Source organism: Aliirhizobium cellulosilyticum, assembly GCF_014198105.1.
In the GTDB taxonomy this organism is placed as follows: Bacteria; Pseudomonadota; Alphaproteobacteria; order Rhizobiales; family Rhizobiaceae; genus Neorhizobium; species Neorhizobium cellulosilyticum.
In genome coordinates this window covers 12,451-31,000 of sequence record NZ_JACIGW010000016.1, presented here as the reverse complement: position 1 = coordinate 31,000, position 18,550 = coordinate 12,451, and the positions used below count along the sequence as shown (strand labels likewise).

Annotated in this window: 14 protein-coding genes and 1 pseudogene; 6 read left to right on the top strand and 9 right to left on the bottom strand. The window is 58.3% G+C overall.

Features of this window, described 5'->3' with window-relative positions:
• The coding region (locus GGE33_RS26805; RefSeq protein WP_210303966.1) for a hypothetical protein at positions 1 to 456 on the top strand (456 nt) is incomplete at its 5' end.
• 104 nt (positions 457 to 560) lie between these two features.
• Positions 561 to 1,178 (top strand): prolipoprotein diacylglyceryl transferase, encoded by a 618-nt coding sequence (locus GGE33_RS26800; protein WP_183830414.1) that lies wholly within the window; start codon positions 561 to 563, stop codon positions 1,176 to 1,178.
• Between the two features lie 22 nt (positions 1,179 to 1,200).
• On the opposite strand, the gene GGE33_RS26795 is transcribed toward GGE33_RS26800, so the two are convergent.
• The 5 genes from GGE33_RS26795 to GGE33_RS26775 all read right to left on the bottom strand — a co-directional run bounded on the left by GGE33_RS26795 (position 1,201) and on the right by GGE33_RS26775 (position 8,793).
• The gene (locus GGE33_RS26795) at positions 1,201 to 1,815 is read right to left on the bottom strand and encodes a hypothetical protein (protein WP_183830393.1); all 615 of its coding nucleotides are present in this window, start codon (positions 1,813 to 1,815) and stop codon (positions 1,201 to 1,203) included.
• A 439-nt stretch (positions 1,816 to 2,254) separates the two neighbouring features.
• On the bottom strand, positions 2,255 to 3,382 hold the full coding sequence (locus GGE33_RS26790) for an alpha/beta hydrolase (RefSeq protein ID WP_246436503.1): 1,128 nt from the start codon (positions 3,380 to 3,382) through the stop codon (positions 2,255 to 2,257).
• A gap of 193 nt (positions 3,383 to 3,575) precedes the next feature.
• Positions 3,576 to 6,638: an efflux RND transporter permease subunit gene (locus tag GGE33_RS26785; protein ID WP_183830387.1), complete on the bottom strand. Its 3,063-nt coding sequence runs from the start codon at positions 6,636 to 6,638 to the stop codon at positions 3,576 to 3,578.
• Positions 6,635 to 7,720 (bottom strand): efflux RND transporter periplasmic adaptor subunit, encoded by a 1,086-nt coding sequence (locus tag GGE33_RS26780; protein WP_394353707.1) that lies wholly within the window; start codon positions 7,718 to 7,720, stop codon positions 6,635 to 6,637. The genes GGE33_RS26785 and GGE33_RS26780 overlap by 4 nt, the downstream gene beginning before the upstream one ends.
• Entirely contained in the window at positions 7,717 to 8,793 is a 1,077-nt protein-coding gene (locus tag GGE33_RS26775; RefSeq protein WP_183830381.1) for an efflux RND transporter periplasmic adaptor subunit, read from the bottom strand. Before GGE33_RS26775 ends, GGE33_RS26780 begins: the two co-directional genes overlap by 4 nt.
• A 97-nt stretch (positions 8,794 to 8,890) precedes the next feature.
• Here GGE33_RS26775 and GGE33_RS26770 point away from each other — a divergent pair, with 97 nt between their 5' ends.
• Positions 8,891 to 9,517, top strand: a complete 627-nt coding sequence (locus GGE33_RS26770; protein WP_183830378.1) for a TetR/AcrR family transcriptional regulator — start codon at positions 8,891 to 8,893, stop codon at positions 9,515 to 9,517.
• Between the two features lie 285 nt (positions 9,518 to 9,802).
• Positions 9,803 to 10,558: an ABC transporter ATP-binding protein gene (locus GGE33_RS26765; protein WP_183830375.1), complete on the top strand. Its 756-nt coding sequence runs from the start codon at positions 9,803 to 9,805 to the stop codon at positions 10,556 to 10,558.
• Positions 10,559 to 10,849: 291 nt separating this feature from the next.
• Here the strand turns inward: GGE33_RS26765 and GGE33_RS26760 are convergent, their stop codons facing one another.
• The 4 genes from GGE33_RS26760 to GGE33_RS26745 form a co-directional block, all read right to left on the bottom strand.
• A complete protein-coding gene (locus GGE33_RS26760) occupies positions 10,850 to 11,206 on the bottom strand; it encodes a hypothetical protein (protein WP_183830372.1) in 357 nt (118 codons plus the stop codon).
• Between the two features lie 46 nt (positions 11,207 to 11,252).
• Positions 11,253 to 12,065, bottom strand: coding sequence for a DUF3313 domain-containing protein (locus GGE33_RS26755; protein ID WP_343062701.1), 813 nt, complete (start codon positions 12,063 to 12,065; stop codon positions 11,253 to 11,255).
• Positions 12,066 to 12,215: 150 nt separating this feature from the next.
• On the bottom strand, positions 12,216 to 13,484 hold the full coding sequence (locus tag GGE33_RS26750) for a HAMP domain-containing sensor histidine kinase (RefSeq protein WP_183830370.1): 1,269 nt from the start codon (positions 13,482 to 13,484) through the stop codon (positions 12,216 to 12,218).
• A 2-nt stretch (positions 13,485 to 13,486) separates the two neighbouring features.
• Positions 13,487 to 14,173 (bottom strand): response regulator, encoded by a 687-nt coding sequence (locus tag GGE33_RS26745; protein ID WP_183830367.1) that lies wholly within the window; start codon positions 14,171 to 14,173, stop codon positions 13,487 to 13,489.
• 217 nt (positions 14,174 to 14,390) lie between these two features.
• Here GGE33_RS26745 and GGE33_RS26740 point away from each other — a divergent pair, with 217 nt between their 5' ends.
• A complete protein-coding gene (locus GGE33_RS26740) occupies positions 14,391 to 15,467 on the top strand; it encodes an efflux RND transporter periplasmic adaptor subunit (protein ID WP_394353708.1) in 1,077 nt (358 codons plus the stop codon).
• A pseudogene (locus GGE33_RS26735) lies at positions 15,464 to 18,505 on the top strand (efflux RND transporter permease subunit); the annotation flags it as partial. The gene GGE33_RS26740 and the pseudogene GGE33_RS26735, both read left to right, overlap by 4 nt.
• Positions 18,506 to 18,550: the final 45 nt, after the last annotated feature.

Genomic DNA, 18,550 nt, shown 5'->3' with positions numbered 1-18,550 from the left:
TGGACCTCGGGACTTCATGAGCCTTCTCCGATTAAGGCCCGCAGAGTGTATCAGTTTTTCCCTGTCCTGTGGTCCAGCCCGAGGGGTTCACTCCACTACCGGGTCAGTTCTCAGTGGCAATCAACAACACGCAAGCCTCGCGCTCCAAAGGCTGCCGCCAAGATCGCTGCCTATGACGTCACCGCGTCACCTGCCGAACAACCAGTCAAAAAGACGCGCGCAAAACGCGGTTCGAAGATTGCTCCGGTCAAAGCCGACAAGGCTGCTGTCGAACCGAAGAAAGTCGCCACGCGCACGCCGCGTGCGAAGGCAGCTGCCCTGGCTCCAGTTGCGCCCGTCGACGACATCTCCGACCTCATCAAGCTTGAGGAAGAGAACAAGCAGTTGCGTAAGGAGCTTTCCGACAAGCTGCGCTCTGAGAATGCCGATCTGCGCAAGCGCCTCGGCAAAGCTTGACGCTCGACGCTGTAGGCCGATCCGCGAAATCGACAGGCCCGCATGGACCTGTCCTATCTGAATGACTGCGGCAGTATTCTGTCGCCATGCCGAGGGCGAATGCGATGAGAACACCGTGGAGATTTGTTGCTGACCTGGTGTCGCGCAACCCGAAGATGGATACTCGGGAGCAGCATCCGGCAACTGCCCGTGAACCCATTGCTCTCGAACATCAACCGGAAAAAACAGATGTACATCTGGAGATCGAGGCGCAGCCTGCGGAGCAGACTATTGAGGTCGCTGCGGATGAACGGCTCGATGCGGCTCGACGGAACAACAGTGCCAGCCTTGAGCATGTTCGGATTTCCGATGAGGCATCTGCATCGGCGGTGGATGGAGTTTCTGCTATCTCCGCGGATGCCAAAGGTTCAGCAGCCATAGATGCAAGAGCTGAGATTACGGAGATCGTCGCTGCGCGAGAAGAAACGCCGACCGTAGACGCTTTGGCCGAGCCGGTGGATATGCCACAGCTCAAGCGCCAGAAAACGACCCGAGCTTTTGTGCAGCAACCGACACCATCGAGCCAAACGGAGGACAACGCGTCTGCCGTCCCGAAATCGCTTATGCATGAAATGGCCGATCTCGATGCGGAGATCGATGCCTTGCGGCGCCAGCTGGAGAGAAAGCTTTCCGAGCAAAACGCGCAACTGCGCAAGATGCTAGCCAGGTTCGACGCGAAATAATTGGACACAGCACTGTTGCAGATCAAGCACGTCGAAGCCAGTCGCGCAGCCAGTCATTGTCTTTGCGCAACTTTACGACCAACAAGCGTCTCAACTGGCGGTTCTCTTCCTCAAGCTGAAAGAGATCCGCCAACTCCTTATCGGCTTCAGACATTGATACAAGCCTCGTCTTTGCCGACTTTGGCTTGACCGGTTGACGGTCCGCTCGAACATTCGCTTTCCGCACACGGCGGCGTGTAGGTTCGGAGCGACCCGCCTCCGATCTTGCTACCTCTCCCGATGCATCACCCTCGGCCGAACCTATCGCGTCGTTTGCGCCTATCGTCTCTTCGCTATCCACCAGCGCATCGTTGTCGACGAGAGTCCCTGGATCGACGCCTGCGACGGCATCGTCACCCACCGCTGGTGGGGCAACACTCGCACCATTGACTTCCGCGACGATGTCCTGTGCCGAATGCCTTGAAGGGCTATCCATGGCGGCGTCAATTCCAATAACTGGTGTTGGCATATCCGTCTCAACCGCTTGAGCAACGGACTTGAGATCAAGATTGCCCCAGATCGAACTGGATTGGGTGATCGCCGACCGACGGCGGCCAGACTTGTACTCGATGACAAAATTGCGCTTTGATTGTTTCATTGGTCAATTCGGAAAGCTTGCGGAATGCCACATCAACGAATGTCGATATGCGATGATTTGCACAACCTACACGATCTCAAGCGTTTTCTCCATGTCGCTGATCAAGCGGCCGACCAAAGAGAAGGAGACTAAACTTCCTTATGACTAGTGGTCCGCGATGTATCTCGGAATCACGGTGCTTTTCTTACCAAGGCTTGCGAAATCGATCAGCCGCGAGCGCCGTCCATTCATTAAGCTCTTGACCGGATTCGAACCCACGACCAGCACCTCAGATCGGCTAAGCATCTGACAAAGCATTGATTTGAGATAGCGGGAAGGCGGATGAGGCGTACGGTCCTATTATGGAACATTTCTGAGCCCTCCTCGAAGGGGGACTATTTGTCCCACGCGGAATTATCTAAGCCTTGTGCGAATTACTATTCTAATAAACGTGTGAATATCAAAAAGCCTTGCCCGCCAGGCGGAATGGGCTCGCGGCAATGTCTCCGGCCGTATTGAACACGAATGCGCCAACGCCGGCCAGCGACGCGCCACCATGTCCCTCCCGGGCAATCTCCTGAGCGCCAAAGCCCGCAAGCGATGCATAGCGATCGTGTCCGAGACCGTCGGATCCTGCTACCGAGGTTATGTCGATCACGCGCACGCCTTCCTTGACCGCTGCCTCCTGAACGATTGGATCGTCGACATCCATTCGCCCTACCCGCTGACGCTCGCCACCGATCAGGCTTGAGACCGACAGGGCACGATCGACCTTGGAGACAAGCAGGGTAATCGGCGTCTGCATCCTGCCGATATCACGAAGCTGCGCACGGAAAACATCGACGTCGATGTCTGGAGCAGCAAGGACGACGGTCAGCTTGCGCAGCACGTCGTCCCGGCCCTGAAGCTTCAGCTCCCGGACCGTCTCCATCGTCAGGAAGGCACCCATGCTGTGGGCAAAAAGCACGATCCGCCGGACCTTGGAGCTTTCCGACAGTGCCTGCACCAGTTCATGCAGGTCACCGCGGGAAGCCAGTGCGGCATCCCGATCGGCCACATATCCGGCAACGACCGCGGCGGATGGCCAGGAAAACAGTATGGGAGCACCCGGCAATCTGGCGTCGGCACCAATTTGCGCGATACGAAATAAGGCTTCCTGATAGCTGTAATTATAACCATGGATAAAAACGCCCATCGTGCCATCCGGCCCGATCGATCGGAGAGCGTCGGACAGAAAGTCCTGCTTGGTCAGTTGATGGCGGTCCTTGACGATATACTGCCTGTCCGGCTTGGGAGTTCCGTTGACATAGGTGATGGCTGTGCCCTTGCGCTGGGGCGGTGCGGAAATCTGGTAGCGTTCATAACTCAGTTTTCCGGCCCATGCCCCGCCGAAACCCGGTTCTGTTGCATTGGGTGTCCGGTTGGTGGCGGCAAGAACGGTAATCTCCTGCCCCGCGGCCCCATCTAGCTTGACGGGCTTCAGAACCTCACTGGTCGGTCGCGACACACAGCTGCTCAGGCTGATGACTGCGATTATGGCGACGACCTTGAACGCGCTGCGTGAAATCATCTCATGCCATTCGGCCATGTCTTTATCCATGTTTTGCTGCATTCAACTCGAAATCGGCCGGGTCGCGGGATAGGCCGTATAAAGATTTTTTCCCGCGGTCAAAACCGGAGGGCGCAAGATAGAGGCGTAACGCCGGCCCTGTTTCCAGGGCCGGCGGGCATCGGAGGTGTGAAAGCACAGGACACCTCCGGGCACGATCAAGCCTGCGCGCTCACGCTTCCGCATGCTTTCCATCCTCTTCCCTCGGGATCCGGAACCAGGCCACATAAAGTGCTGGCAGGAACAAAAGCGTCAGAACCGTTCCGACGATAATCCCGCCCATCATGGCATAAGCCATCGGTCCCCAGAAAATCTGCCGGGAGATCGGGATCAGCGCCAGTGTTGCCGCCGCCGCCGTCAGCATGATCGGCCGCATCCGGTGCTCCGTCGCCTCCACCACAGCTCGCCAAGCGGACACGCCTTCCGCTCGCAGATGCTCGATCTGCACGACAAGGATGACCGAGTTGCGGATGAGAATGCCGATCAGTGCCAGCACGCCGAGAATGGCAACAAAACCCATGGGAGAATTGCTGAGCATGAGAGCCGCCACCACGCCGACCAGGGCCGTGGGCGCCACGGCAAAGACAAGGAACAGGCGGCTGAAGCTCTGCAGCTGGATCATCAGGATGGTTGCCATCGCAAACAGCATCAGGGGTGCGACCGCCACGATCGGGCCCTGTGCGTCGGCACTGGATTCCACCGAGCCGCCGATCTCCAGCGTGTATTCCGGCGCAAGCGTCTTCTGGAAAGCGTCGATCTTCGGCTGCAGCTGTTCTGCGATCGTTGCCGGTTGCGTCTTGCCGATGACGGCCGCCTTGACGGTAATCGTCGGAATGCGGTCGCGGCGCCAGATGGTCGGCTGTTCCAGTTCGTAGCGGAAGTTGGCGATGGCGGAGAGCGGCACGGCCTTGCCACTGGAACTGCTCAATTGAAGGTTCTGAAGCGTTTCCAAGGAGCCGCGCTCGGCATCCTTCGCACGCGTGATGACGTCAACGAGATAGATGTCATCACGAACCTGCGTCGCCGTGCTGCCTTCCACCACACCGTTCAGCGCCGTCGCGATATCTTGCGAAGAGACACCGAGCTGGCGGGCCTTATCCTGCAGAACATCGACCTTCACCACCCGCGCCGGCTCGTTCCAGTCCATCACCATGTTGGCCAGAAGAGGATGCTCATTGACGATACCGGCAAGCTGCTGTGCGTATTCGCGGACCTTCTGGATATCCGGGCCACCGATACGATAAGCGACGGGCTTGCCGACCGGCGGACCGATATCGAGCAGCTTCACGAATGCATCCGTTCCGGGGAAAGTCTTTGTCAGATAGGCCTGCAGATCGTCACGCAGCCTGTCACGCATCTCAAGGCTCTTGGTCACGATAACCGTTTGGCCGAATGACACGTCCGGTGTCTGCACGTCGTAGGAGAGGATGAAGCGGGGTGCGCCCTCCCCCACATAGCTGGTCCAATGGTCGATATCGGGATTGTTGGCGAGCATTTCCTTTTCAAACTGGCCGATCTGACGGTTCGTTTCCGCAATCGAACTGTTCTGCGGCAGGTTCCAGTCGACGATCAGTTCGACACGGTCGGAGGCCGGGAAAAACTGCTGCTGCACCATGGAAAGACCACCCACCGACATGCCGAACATCGCGAATGTCAAAACGATGGTGACCCAGCGCCAACGCAGCGCCTTTTGGAGGATCCAGGAGAAAGCAGAGGCGAAACGACCCTTCTTCTCATGGTGCGTTTTCATCGTCTTGGGCAGAAGCGTGACGCCCAGAAGCGGCGTGAACAGCACCGCCACGATCCAGGAGACGATCAGCGACACGGCAATCACGACAAACAGCGTGAAGGTGAACTCGCCCGCCGCGCTGCTGTTCAGGCCGACGGGAATGAAACCCGCAACCGTGACCAGCGTTCCGGTCAGCATCGGGAAGGCCGTCGAGGTGTAGACGTAGGTTGCCGCCTTGCGCAGGCTGTCGCCGACCTCCAGTCGCGCCACCATCATTTCGACGGCGATCATCGCGTCGTCGACCAGAAGGCCAAGCGCAATGATAAGGGCGCCGAGCGAGATACGCTGAAGCGAAATCCCAGCATATTCCATGTAGACGAAGGTAATGGCGAGGACGAGCGGAATGGACACGGCCACCACGAGACCGGCCCGGAATCCGAGACTGAGGAAGCTGATGGCAAGCACGATCGCCACGGCTTCAAATAGTGCGTGCGTGAAACCGGCAACGGCATCATCCACCACGGCCGGCTGATCGGAGACGCGGTGCACATCCATGCCGACCGGCAGGTTGGCGGTGATCGCCTCCATCTTCTGTTCCAGCGCAGCGCCGAATTCAAGAAGGTTTGAGCCCGCCTTCATGCCGATGGCAAGACCGATTGCAGGCTGACCGTTGAAACGAAACAGCGACGATGGCGGGTCCACATATCCGCGCTTGATCGTGGCGACATCCGTCAGGCGAAAGAATCGGTCGTTGACGCGCAGGTTGATCGCCTTGAGGCTTTCCTCCGAGGTGAACTCGCCGCTGACACGCAGTGCAACGCGCTCCTCCCCCGCATTGACGAAGCCCGACTGGGTGACCGCATTCTGTGCCTGCAGGGTTTCGACGATCGACTGCTGGGAAATGCCGAGCGCCGCCATCTGGCGCGTTGAGAATTCCAGATAGATCGCTTCGTCCTGCGCACCGATAACGTCGACCTTGCCGACATTATCGACCGTCAGGATTTTGGCGCGGGCACCTTCCACAAGGTCACGCATCTGCCGCTGCGACAGGCCGTCGCCGGTAAAGGCGTAAATATTGCCGTAAACATCACCGAAACGGTCATTGTAGAACGGGCCGACCACGCCGCTCGGCAATTCCCCCTTGATATCCTCGATCATGTTGCGGACACGGATCCACGATGCCTCGACATCCTTGGCACGCGTCGTCATCAACAGTTCGACGAAAATCGTCGTCTGGCCGGCGATCGTCTGGCTGCGGACGTAATCGAGGTTTTCAAGCTCCTCGACTTTCTTCTCGATCCGGTCGGTAACCTGAAGAGCGACATCCTCGGCGGATGCGCCCGGCCACTGGGCGTTGATGACCATCGTCTTGATGGTGAAATTGGGATCCTCTTCCCGACCCAGATTGAGGTAGGAGAAGGTACCGGCCAAAAGGAAGACCAGCATGAAATACCAGACGAGCGAGCGATGCTCGAGCGCCCAGTCTGAGAGATTGAACTTCTTCATTGGGTCGCTTCCCCGTCGAACCTGATGGATTGCCCGTCGGTAAGTTTATGGACACCCGCGACGACGATGCGCTCGCCTGCCTCGATGCCGTTTTCGATTGCCGTCGTGCCGGCTTGCGTGTTTCCGGCCGACGCCGCGACCTTCCTCAACGCCACGGTCTTGCTTGCCGGATCGACCACCCAGACCGCTTTTTGTCCGTCCTTTTCGATAAGCGCCGATGTCGGGACCTGAATGTCTGACTGGAGATCCATCGCTGCCGATACGGTGACCACGGATCCAAGCCGGAAGGCGGCCGGTGGGTCGGACAACGCGATCTTGGTGCGGCTGGTGCGCGTTGCGCTGTCGGCTGCCGGAGCGATTTCGCGCACGATACCGGTTGTCGCAACCTTGGCATCGATCTGCAGGAACACTTCGAACCTGTCGCCATTCTGGAGATGGGAGGCCGCCGATTGCGGAATATCTACCACGGCATCCCGTTCGTCGGGGCGTGCAACCGTGACGACGCTCTGCCCGGCCGAAACGACCTGTCCGGCTTCGGCAGATGTTTCCGTGACAACGCCGTCGAACTCGGCGCGCAACTGCGCGTAACCAAGTTGCTCCTCCGCCTTGTCGAGATTGGCACGCGCCTTTGCGACCGCTGCCTCGGCGCTTCTGCGCGCCTGTTCGGCCTCTTCCAGAGCTGCCTCTGTGCCCGATCGCGACTGCGCGAGCATGCGCTGACGGGCTTCGGTCGTGATCGCATTGTCGAGTTGAACCGTAGCGTTCGAAAGATCGGACTGCGCGCTCCTGACCGCCAGTTCCAGCGCCAGCGGATCGAGTGACGCGATCACGTCTCCCTTGCGGACAAGATCACCGGTATCAACGTTGCGAACTGAGATCCGGCCGAGAATACGGAAACCAAGCTCGGTGTGCGTACGCGGCTCGATGGTTCCGGTGATCTGCAGATGGCTGACCGGCTTTGGTGAAACCACCATCGAAAGCACGGGGCGCGGCGGCTGTGGTGCCTGAGCGTCCTGTTCTTCGCACGCAGAAAGAAGAAAGGAGGAGCATAACAGGATTGCGATCGGATACGGATTTCTCACTGCGCGAGACCCTTTGCATAGGCGACTGTTTCATTCGGCGTCAGGAATTTCGTGCCGCCCGTGACGACCAGATCACCCGGCGAAATTCCGCCGGCCACGCCGATCAGTCCCGTCTGGTAAGCCGCGACATCGATCGGCTGCGAGCGGATCTGCGACGTCGCGGGATCGACCAGCCAGACTGCCGGTTTGCCGGATCGGGATGTCAGCGCCGACCACGGGAGGGTGATTGCCTGGCGCGCCTGAAAATCGAAGTATCCGGCCACCGGCGCACCGAGCGGCACGGGCGTATCGCCACCCAGTCCCACCTTGACCTTGACCGTGCCGGTGGATGTATCGATTGTCGGAGAGATTTCCCGGATAGCAGCCTTCACGTCCAGGGCCGGCTCGGAGAGCGACGTGACCTTCACAGTGTCATTGACCCCGGCCGCCAGGAAAAGCGCCTCATAGACATGAAAGACGGCATCACGCGGCCCGTCATGGGCGAGCGTGAACACGGCTTCGGCCGTCTGGGCAACCTTTCCGACCTCGGCATTGCGCGCGGTGATGACACCGCTGGCATCGGCTCGAAGCTCCGTATAGGACAGCGCATCCGTTGCCGTTTCGAGGCTGGCCTGGGCCGAACGGGTCGCACCCTTGGCAGTCAGCAATGCCTCCTGCGCATTGTCGAGCGCCGAACGCGTAGCCACCTGCGCTTCGAACAGCCGCGATTGACGTTCAAACGCCAACTGCGCCCGTTCCTGCTGCGCCTTCGCCGATTCGAGGTTGGCACGCGCGATCACAAGATCCGCCTTCTGTGTCTTCGGATCGATCCTGGCCAGCAATTGTCCGGCCTCCACCTTGGTGCCGACATCGACAAACCGTTCGGTAATCTTGCCATCGACGCGGAACGAAAGGTCGGTCTGAACCCGCGCCTGCACGTCGCCGGTGATGACACTTCCGCTCGCAAGCGTTTTTGCGGCAGCAACGACCACATCGACATGGCGGGCGGGCTTTTCGGCCGTCGCCTCCTCTTTTGAACATCCGGTAAGGATTACGGTACAAAGCGCAATTGACAGGACTGGAGCATGCTTCATGGATGACCTCTTGAGCATCTGGCGGCGCTCATCTACTATTTGACTGACTGGTTAGTCAATGAAATTGTGAATTGCCATGCAGATGGAAGGCGAAGATATGCCCGCAAACAAGAAACCGACCCGCGCGCAACAGAAGGCCATGCGGCCCCTTCAGATCCTTGAGGCGGCATTCGAAGAGTTTATCGCCAAGGGCTTTTCCGCCACGCGCGTGGAGGACGTGGCCGAGCGCGTCGGCGTCACCAAGGGCACGATTTACGTCTATTTCGAGACCAAGGAAAAGCTTTTCGAATCGATGGTCGAATACGTGTCGGAACCGTTCAAGGAATCATTCCGGGGCTTCGTCACCAAGACGGACGATCCGTTCGAGGCGCTCGAATCGTTTCTGAGCTTTCTGTTCGCCCAGATCGTCAATGAACGCCGCATGCGGGAACTGTTCCGGCTGGTAGTCTCCGAGGGGCGAACCTTTCCGGACATGATCGACCGCCACCACGACACGTTCATGGAACCCGTGATCACCAGAATTGATCAGATTGTCGATGCAGGCGTAGCGCGCGGGATTTTTCGGCAAAAATCCGCCGAACTTCCCAAGGTGATCATGGCACCCATTATCGGGACAGTCGTGTTTCGCCTGATCTTCGACGATCGCCGTCCACTCGACAGCGATGAAGTGCTATCGACCCATATCGACCTGCTGATGAACGGATTGAAGCAGGCAATGGCCTGATGAGGCCAAGCTCCGACGTGTTTCTGCTGCGCGCATAAGCAACCGACGCTTGAAACAATCGACAACACCGCCCTTTGCCGCGCCCCGAATGACGGGAATGACATTGTTTCAAGTACCGACCGGTTTTATTGCGGTGGTGCCTCGAGGGCATGGAGAATGCCGCGCGGTTCGGCAAGCCCGCGCATGCGCCCGGTTGCCCGATAGCCATGCCCGACCCACTCAATCCGGTCGCAGGCTGAAAGTGCCGGACCGCGTATCCTTTTCAGCCTAGCAGGGATGATACTGATGCTCCAGGTCAAGGATTTCAACGTCACCTATGGCAACGGAAAAGACGCCAACCACGTCGTGCGCGGGGTGTCGTTCACCATCAAGTGGGGACAGAGTGTCGGTATTGTCGGCGAATCCGGATGCGGAAAATCAACGCTGCTGCGCTGCATCGTCGGACTAGAAAACGGCTGGACAGGGTCGCTAGGCATGGATGGCCGCAGCATCAAACAGAGCCGGACCATGGATGATCTGCGTCTGGCACAGATGGTGTTTCAGGATCCCTACGGATCACTTCATCCGCGGCACAGCGTTGGGCGGGCGCTGTCCGAACCCGCCCGCTGCACGGGCCTTGCCCATGATCGCTCACGCATCGGGCGCGCGCTGGAAGAGGTTGGCCTGCCGGCCAGTTTCGCGGATCGGTACCCGCATGAACTGTCGGGCGGCCAGCGCCAGCGCGTGGCGATCGCCCGCGCGCTGATCGTCGAGCCTCCGATCCTGCTCCAGGATGAGCCGACCTCCGCACTGGATGTGAGTGTGCAGGCCGAGGTCCTCAATCTTCTGTCCGATCGGCGCGAGGAGAGAAACCTGACCTTTCTGCTTGTCAGCCGCGATCTTTCGGTCGTCGCGCACATGTGCGACAAGGCATATGTCATGCAGAATGGTCAGTTCGTCGACGAATTGACGCCGGAAGATATCGGAATGCAACGCGCGCAATCGCCCTATGCGCAGACGTTGATGAAGGCAAGCGCCCTTGGATATGCCAACATGTCCTGAGGAACGTCATTCGGAGCGATTAACAGGTCAAAGCTGATACAAGCGCGATGGTCGAGTTTTAACGGCTCGCCAAAGTCAACCTTTTCTTGATAGCTCATTGCCTTCCGGCGGGATGCGGCATTGGATACTTCTTCGTAACGGTCATTGCCGCGACCACATTTAAAATCTGTGGTCTCACCGCTCTGTTATCGGAGATTGAGGTGCGACGCACAAAATTAGCTTCGCCCCGCCCACCGAATTTACGGCTGGAGCGGGGCGAGTCAGCGTCGAGATGGGGCGGTCTCGACGTTTCTATCGGCGGAAACGCATGCCGAGCTGGTTGTTCTCCCAACCTTGCAGGCCGCCAGATATCCTGGTAAATCGAAGGCACCTCTTGCCCATTTTGGTCGTCAGACAAAGCTGATCGCCCTCGACACCCCATGTGACCGACATCGGGATCGGAATCGGCCCCCTTACGCTCCCCGTGCCGTCCGGCGCCAGGGTCAGCTTGAGTTTGGTACCGTCCGGGTCCACTGCCGACCAGGCCTTGCCATCACCGAGCTGTTCGGCGGCTTGTTTCGCCGAGATGAATTGCCTGGTCTCCTCCGCCAAGGCTGTGCTTGCCATTGTAAGAACCGTCACGCTTACGAGAGCGAATTTTACTGTCATGTCTGTCGCTTCCATTCTATTGCGTAGTGAACTCCGCATCTTCCGGTCAATGCGGTTGTGTGAACTGCTTCGTACTTGCGCCCTTATCGCTCCAGGCGGGTGGAAGCCCGAGCCGTCCTGCGATCATTCCGGTTACCCCGGGCGCCTCACCGAATGTGCGGCATGCCTCGAATTTGGACTTTCCTCCGAGCGCTGCGGTCATCTTCCGGACTGACGGTACTTGCGGCATGCCCTTGAGCGGATCCTTTCCCGTCACGAGCATTTTGCTGAAATCCTTTCCGAAGGCGCTCGACAGCGAATAGGCATCGCCAACCGCGGATGCCCGTGCCTGCGTCGTCAGCATATCCGCTCCCCGCGCCCAGACGATTGCAGCCATCTGCGCTCCGAGCATGTTGGTTGCCTCGGCTTCGACGGCGAGCCCCCCAAGTCCTATGGGGATTCTTGGCATCGGAACGGAAACGGCCGTGGCCCCGATCGACGCCACGCTCGATACCGTTGCCGCCGATTTGTTCGTGGGCACGATGCGTGTCACAGTGGCATGCACAGTCAAATCAGCCAGCTGTGAGGGAGCGACAATCTCAAACCGTTCGCTCAATCCCGTACAGAGCGCCCGATCTATCGTATTGGCGACAAGCGCGAGCTCCCTTGGTGCGATATTGCCGGCGCTTGCGGGATGAATTGATGTCGGCACGATTCTCACCGTTTTCGCTGCAAGCAGCGAGGTGCCTTCAACCCGAATCCTGGATTTAGTTAGGGTACCGTTCGAGGCGGTCATGCCCGCATAGGATTTCAATGAGCCTCCCTCCTGCAAAGCTACTGCATTGCAGGAGGCAAGTGTGGCCGAAAGGGCCAGGGGCATGAGCAGTTGCACCATCAATGGAGCAAGTCGCGGAAAAATCTGAACCATCTACACATCATCGGGTAGGATTGTGATGGTTGATCTATAAAATGGCCGAGAGTTAAGTGCTGTAAAGCCTATGTAAAGTTGGGTAAAATGTGCAGCACCAGTTCAGCGGCCATTTGCCCCCGACGGGATGCCGAGTGAGATCATCAACCCACCCGCTGGCGTAAGCGTGGCGAAAATCCAGCCACCGTGGCGCTCCAGAGCCTGTCGAGAAATCGTCAGTCCCAACCCGTAACCCGTCGTATCCTGTGCGCCCTGGCCGCGACAAAAGGGCTGGAAGATGCGCTCCAGTTCGTCAGGCTGAACACCTGCGCCCTGGTCGGTGATCTGGATCGACAAAACACCATCACCTATTTCCGACACGACCAAAACACTGGTATCATCAGCGGTATATTTGACGGCGTTGCGCACGACATTTTCGAGGGCACGATAGATCATTTCTCCCTCGACATTGGCAAGAAACGTCCCCTCGATGCGATCGGTCACGGATATCCCGCGCGATTGCGCCTCGAAGCCCGCATCGGCAAGTATCGCATTCAATAGTTCGATGACATCCACCGTCTGGGTTTTAATGGGTACTCCGGAGCTGACCGTCAGACGGGCCAAGGTCAGAACCTCTCCGACCAGCACGTCCAGGCGCTCCACTTCGCGATCCATCCGGTCGAGCATGACAGGAAGCTTCCGCGGATTCTGGCGCAGAATTCCGGTGGCTGCCTGCAGCCGCGACAACGGTGATCGCAGTTCGTGCGAAACCTGATGAAACAGATGCTGCTGCGCTCCCTGGAATTCCGCCAGTCTTGCGGCTGTGGTGTCGAAGTCATGCGCGAGAGCCGTAACCTCGTCCCGTCTGCCCGCCATCTTGTCGCCAATCCGCACGTTGAAGCGTCCGTGAGCCAGCGCACTCAGACCGTCACGTAGATGGACGACAGGACGGATAAGGTAGCGCGCCAGCATTGCGGCGGAAATCGCGCTGGCAATCAAGATGGCGACCCATGGCATGACGACGGCCAGTCGCTGTACGCTGAAGAGTGGCTGCGGAGTTACCTCGATCCGAAAGCAATCGTTCAGCCGGGGCACTACACGATCCGTCCCGCCAAAGGAAACAGCACAGTTGGCCCGATCCGCAAACTTCGACAACGCAAGCCCGACTGGATACATTTCCTCGCTTTTCCGAATAAAACTTCGAGCCGCCGACTCTCCGTCCGCCTCGAGTATCCGTCCCGTCAGGCCGATGAGCATCTCCTCCTGTTGCCGTCTGAGTTCGACGGCGAATGGCTCAGCCTGCGTTGAGTTTACGATCACGATGATAATAGCGACGCATATGGCCAGAGTTGCCCAGATGGTGATGAAGAACTTCCAGAAAAGCCGCGGCATCGTCAGTCCACCAGGAGCTGGTAGCCCTGCCCCCTGACCGACTGAATCCAAGACTGCCCATCATCCCTGATGCCGAGCTTCTGCCGGACACTGCTGATATGGACGTCTATCCTGCGATCAAACGGCGTCAGCGGCTTTCCAAAGGCCCGCTTCGAGATGTCCTGTTTCGAGACGAGTTGTCCTGCACTGCGCGTAAGCACTTCTAGGAGACTGAATTCGGTCCCGGTGAGCTCCAGCGGAACGCCATCCCATTCAGCGGTCCGGCTGCCGGAGTGTAACACCAGGCGTCCCGCTTTCACCGCATCTGCTGTCTCGACATTTGTTGACTGTCCGGCGCGACGCAGGATCGCCCTCAAACGTGCGGCGAGCTCCCCGGGAGAGCAGGGTTTGGGAACGTAGTCATCGGCTCCAAGATTTAGCCCGGAAATACGATCCACATCGTCGCCTCGGGCCGTCAGCATGAGCACGGGTATCTGGCTGACCTTGCGAATTCGCTGGAGCACCTCGATGCCGTTCATCCGAGGCATCATGATATCAAGCACGATAATATCGACCGATCGGTCGGCGGCGGCCGAGATTGCGACACGACCATCGTTATCCGTTACAACCTCGTAACCTTCTTCCATCAGGTATTCCTGCAGGAGGGTCATCAACTCGACGTCGTCATCGATCAGCAGCACTTTGCTCATTCACGCTATTCCATCGTTTTTCGAGCGTATGATACAGAAATCTTGCGCTACGCAAGCTGCCTTTACCTAACTTAACATCAGCTTGACCGCACTTAACATTCTGATCGCTACGAATAAAACCAGTTGGCTTTGATACCTCCAGCGACGAACTTTCGAGGAGCAGCCGCTCTTTCGCCCTAGACCGGTATCGAGCCGTTAAAACGACAGGAATGCATCGTTGCGCAGATACTTTATCCCTTCCACCCTGGCGCTTTCCGCTGTCTGGCTGACCATTGGCAGTAATCCTTCCGTTTCTCAGCAGGCCGACCTGCCATCGCTCACAGTTTCCGTTTCCATGCCACAGCAGTTGGAATGGGCTGAGACAGTGTCGGCAAGCGGATGGATCCGCCCTTGGCAGGAGGGCGTAATCGCCTCGCAGATCAGCGGGCTTCAGATCGCGGAAATTCTTGTCGACATGGGTGCCGTCGTGAAAAAGGGAGACATACTCGCAACACTTTCCAACGACAGCGTCAAGGCAAACATGCGCAAGCAAACCGCTGCTGTTGAAACCGCAAAGGCAAGCCTCAGCAAGGCCCGATCCGATGCGGATCGGGCCCGTCGGATGTCAGCCTCTGGCGCAATGTCTGAAGAGAAAATTGTCGACTACCTCGCGAATGAGCAGACAGCGACTGCAAGTCTTGCGGCCGAGGAGGCCGCGCTTGACGGCGAGAAGATCAAGCTTGAACAGACGACCATCCGTGCCGTCGATGATGGCGTGATAACGTCCAGAAGTGCGGAGCTTGGGGCAGTCGTGTCGACAGGAACGGAAATGTTCCGGATGAACCGACAGCAGCGTACCGAATGGCAAGCCGAAGTGTCTCCGCAGGATCTCACGCGGATTTCGGAAGGCATGACGGCGCAGATCAATGGAATTTCCGAAACGGTCGTTCGCGGAACTGTCAGATTGATTGCTCCTTCGATCGAGACCGATACCGGGCGTGCCACCGTTTACATTGCGCTGCCAAAGGATGCCCGGCCGCGCAGCGGTACCTATGTCTCGGGAACCATAGAACTCAGGACAAGCCAGGCACTTGCGATCCAGGACACCGCCTTGGTCTACCGAGACGGCATCGCCTATGTCTTCGTTGCCGACAACCAGGATCGTGCGCGGCGCTTTCGCGTGGCAACCGGTCGCCGCAATGGCGACAAGGTCGAAATCCTGTCCGGGCTATCTGCGGATGCAAGAATTGTGACCTCCGGCGGCACATTCCTCTCCGATGGTGACCTCGTTCGAATCGAGGCGGCTGTACGATGAATTTTTCCTCCTTTTCGATCCGCAATCCGGTTCCCGCCATCCTCCTGTTCGCGATGCTTACAGTAGGGGGGCTTATGGCATTCGGCCAGCTCAAGGTTCAGAACTTCCCGGACATGGATTTGCCGACGATCAGCATCACGGCAACTCTCGACGGTGCGGCGCCTGCACAGCTTGAGACCGAAGTCGCCCGCATAATCGAGGATAATCTCGCCTCGATCAGTCTGCTAGATCACATCACCACGACCATCTCTGACGGCCTTGTATCAATCAAGGTTTCCTTCACATTGGAGAAGGACAGCGAGGAAGCGCTCAATGAAGTCCGCAACGCCGTCGATAGCGTCAAAGCCGATCTGCCAGCGCAGATGAACACACCCAGCGTGACGAAGGTCACGCTCCAGAGTGCTCCGCTTGTCACCTATAGCGTCAGTTCGACCAAACTCGATGCAACTGAATTGTCCTGGTTTATCGATAACGACATGACCAAGGCGCTCCTCACCGTCAAGGGGGTGGGGCAAGTCAGCCGCATGGGAGGGATCGACCGGGAGATTCATATCGACCTCCGTCCGGAAACAATGGCATCGCTAGGCCTGACCGCTGCGACCGTATCGTCTCAGTTGAGGACGGTGCAGGCGGACACATCTGGTGGCTATGGCGAAATCGGTGGAACCCGCCAGACCGTCAGAACTTTGGGAGCTGTTTCAGGCGTCGAGGCTCTCAAAGCGCTGCGTATCCCACTTCCAAACGGAAACCAGATCGGACTCGATGAAGTCGGCACGATAACCGACAGCCATGCCAGGCCCACGTCGCTCGCCTTTCTTGATGGCAAACCCGTGACAGCAGTGGAGATTAAACGTTCGAACGGATTTTCGGATACGGGCGTTGCCAAGGATGTCGCCACGAAAATGAAGGAATTCGCCACGGCTCACCCCGAGGTAACGATTGAAGAGGCCTACAGCACGGTCGGTCCCGTCATCGACAATTACGACGGCTCCATGCACATGCTCTACGAAGGCGCTATCCTCGCGGTTGTCGTCGTATGGCTCTTCCTACGCGATTGGCGAGCAACGCTTTTGTCAGCGGTTGCACTCCCACTGTCGGTGATCCCGACCTTCCTTGTCATGTATCTGTTCGGCTTCAGCCTGAACATCATCACGCTTCTGGCACTGTCACTCGTCGTCGGGATCCTCGTTGATGATGCGATCGTCGAGATCGAGAATATCGCCAGACATTTGAGGATGGGAAAAAAGCCTCTCGATGCGGCAATGGAAGCGGCAAACGAGATCGGCCTTGCGGTCATCGCGACCACCTTCACCCTCGTCGCGGTGTTTCTGCCTACCGCATTCATGTCGGGTATCCCCGGCCTCCTGTTTCGCCAATTCGGCATTACCGCAGCCGTGGCAGTCCTGGCATCGCTTGTCGTGGCGCGCCTGCTGACTCCTATGATGGCAGCCTACTTCATGACGCCGCAGGATCACGAGGAAAAGGACGGCATCCTCATGCGCGCATACATGGCGCTGGCAAAGGCGGCACTGACCTACCGAAAGACGACCGTGCTCGTCACGTGTGTCGTTGTGGCGCTCTCCATCGCGGCAATCCCTTTCCTCAAGTCCGGTTTTATTCCTGTCGCCGACGATTCCAGAACTCAGGTCACCCTGACGCTTCAGCCGGGGTCCGCGATTGAGCAGACCCGCGTCGTGGCTGAACAAGCCAGTGACATCATCAGCCGTATCCCTGAGGTCTCCCATGTGTTCGCCGCTGTTGGTACAGCATCATCGGGCGGTGGCCCTGACGCAACGACAATGGCCAACGTGGCGACGGCGACCCTTGTCGTAGTACTGAAACCGATTTCACAGCGTGAGCGCAAGCAGGTCCTGGTCGAGGGCGATATCCGCGACCTGCTCTCTGCCCTGCCCGGCACCCGTGTTGCAGTCGGCGGCGGCGGCAACGGAACGCGACTCGAGGTCACGCTGGCAAGCGATGATGCACCCATGCTTGAAACTGTTGTAGGCCAGCTTGAAGAGCAGCTTCGCTCCTTGAGCGGGATCGGAGCCGTAACGTCCACGGCATCCAGGCAGGCGCCCGAAATTCAGATCACTCCGGACTTCGAAAAGGCGGCGACCTTAGGCGTGACCACCGGAACGCTCGCCGAGGCAGTTCGAGTGGCAACCAATGGAGACTATGCGTCATCGTTGGCCAAACTCAATCTCCCGCAGCGGCAGATCCCGATCGTCGTGCGTTATGCTGCCGATTCCCGCATGTCCCTGGATCACATCAAGGCCCTGCGGGTTTCGGGCGCGTGGGGCTCCGTCGAACTCGGCACGATCGCAGATGTGCGCATCGGCGGCAGCCCGTCTCAGATCGACAGGATCGATCGCATGCGCAATGTGACTGTCTCTGTCGAGCTGAACGGGCGTATCCTGGGAGATGTCTACGCCGAAGCGCAAAATCTTCCGGCGCTCGCTAATCTTGCACCCGGCGTGTTCCTGGTCGAACAAGGGGAACTCCAGCTCAGCTCAGACATGTTGACGGGCTTTGCCACGGCGATGGCGATCGGAATATTTTGTATCTATGCCGTGCTGGTGCTACTGTTCCACGATTTCCTGCAGCCCTTCACCATTCTCATGGCGCTGCCGCTAGCGATAGGCGGCGCGCTGATGCCATTGATTATGACCGATATGAGCTTCTCCATGTCCGCAGTTATCGGACTGCTGATGCTTATGGGAATTGTCACCAAGAATTCGATTCTTCTGGTCGAATACGCGATTGTGTCACGGCAGAATGGCATGGCTCGGATTGAGGCGCTGATCGATGCCTGTCACAAGCGTGCCCGTCCCATCGTCATGACCACGGTAGCCATGGCGGCGGGTATGCTTCCCGTCGCACTCAGCCTCACAGGCGGAGATTCGAGCTTTCGTCAGCCAATGGCAATTGTCGTTATCGGTGGCGTCATTACTTCAACCATCCTGAGCCTGGTGGTCATCCCGGTGATTTTCACCTTTGTCGATGACCTGCATCAGGCGCTTCGCTGGCGAAAACATGACCCGGCAGCAGCGGTCTGAAGCTAATGATAAGGTGACATCATA

Bases quoted from the DNA above. Each gene is read 5' to 3' on its own strand.
- GGE33_RS26800 (WP_183830414.1), top strand. From the start codon at position 561: ATGAGAACACCGTGGAGATTTGTTGCTGACCTGGTGTCGCGCAACCCG.
- GGE33_RS26795 (WP_183830393.1), bottom strand. From the start codon at position 1,815: ATGAAACAATCAAAGCGCAATTTTGTCATCGAGTACAAGTCTGGCCGC.
- GGE33_RS26790 (WP_246436503.1), bottom strand. From the start codon at position 3,382: ATGGCCGAATGGCATGAGATGATTTCACGCAGCGCGTTCAAGGTCGTC.
- GGE33_RS26785 (WP_183830387.1), bottom strand. From the start codon at position 6,638: ATGAAGAAGTTCAATCTCTCAGACTGGGCGCTCGAGCATCGCTCGCTC.
- GGE33_RS26775 (WP_183830381.1), bottom strand. From the start codon at position 8,793: ATGAAGCATGCTCCAGTCCTGTCAATTGCGCTTTGTACCGTAATCCTT.
- GGE33_RS26770 (WP_183830378.1), top strand. From the start codon at position 8,891: ATGCCCGCAAACAAGAAACCGACCCGCGCGCAACAGAAGGCCATGCGG.
- GGE33_RS26765 (WP_183830375.1), top strand. From the start codon at position 9,803: ATGCTCCAGGTCAAGGATTTCAACGTCACCTATGGCAACGGAAAAGAC.
- GGE33_RS26760 (WP_183830372.1), bottom strand. From the start codon at position 11,206: ATGACAGTAAAATTCGCTCTCGTAAGCGTGACGGTTCTTACAATGGCA.
- GGE33_RS26755 (WP_343062701.1), bottom strand. From the start codon at position 12,065: ATGCCCCTGGCCCTTTCGGCCACACTTGCCTCCTGCAATGCAGTAGCT.
- GGE33_RS26750 (WP_183830370.1), bottom strand. From the start codon at position 13,484: ATGCCGCGGCTTTTCTGGAAGTTCTTCATCACCATCTGGGCAACTCTG.
- GGE33_RS26745 (WP_183830367.1), bottom strand. From the start codon at position 14,173: ATGAGCAAAGTGCTGCTGATCGATGACGACGTCGAGTTGATGACCCTC.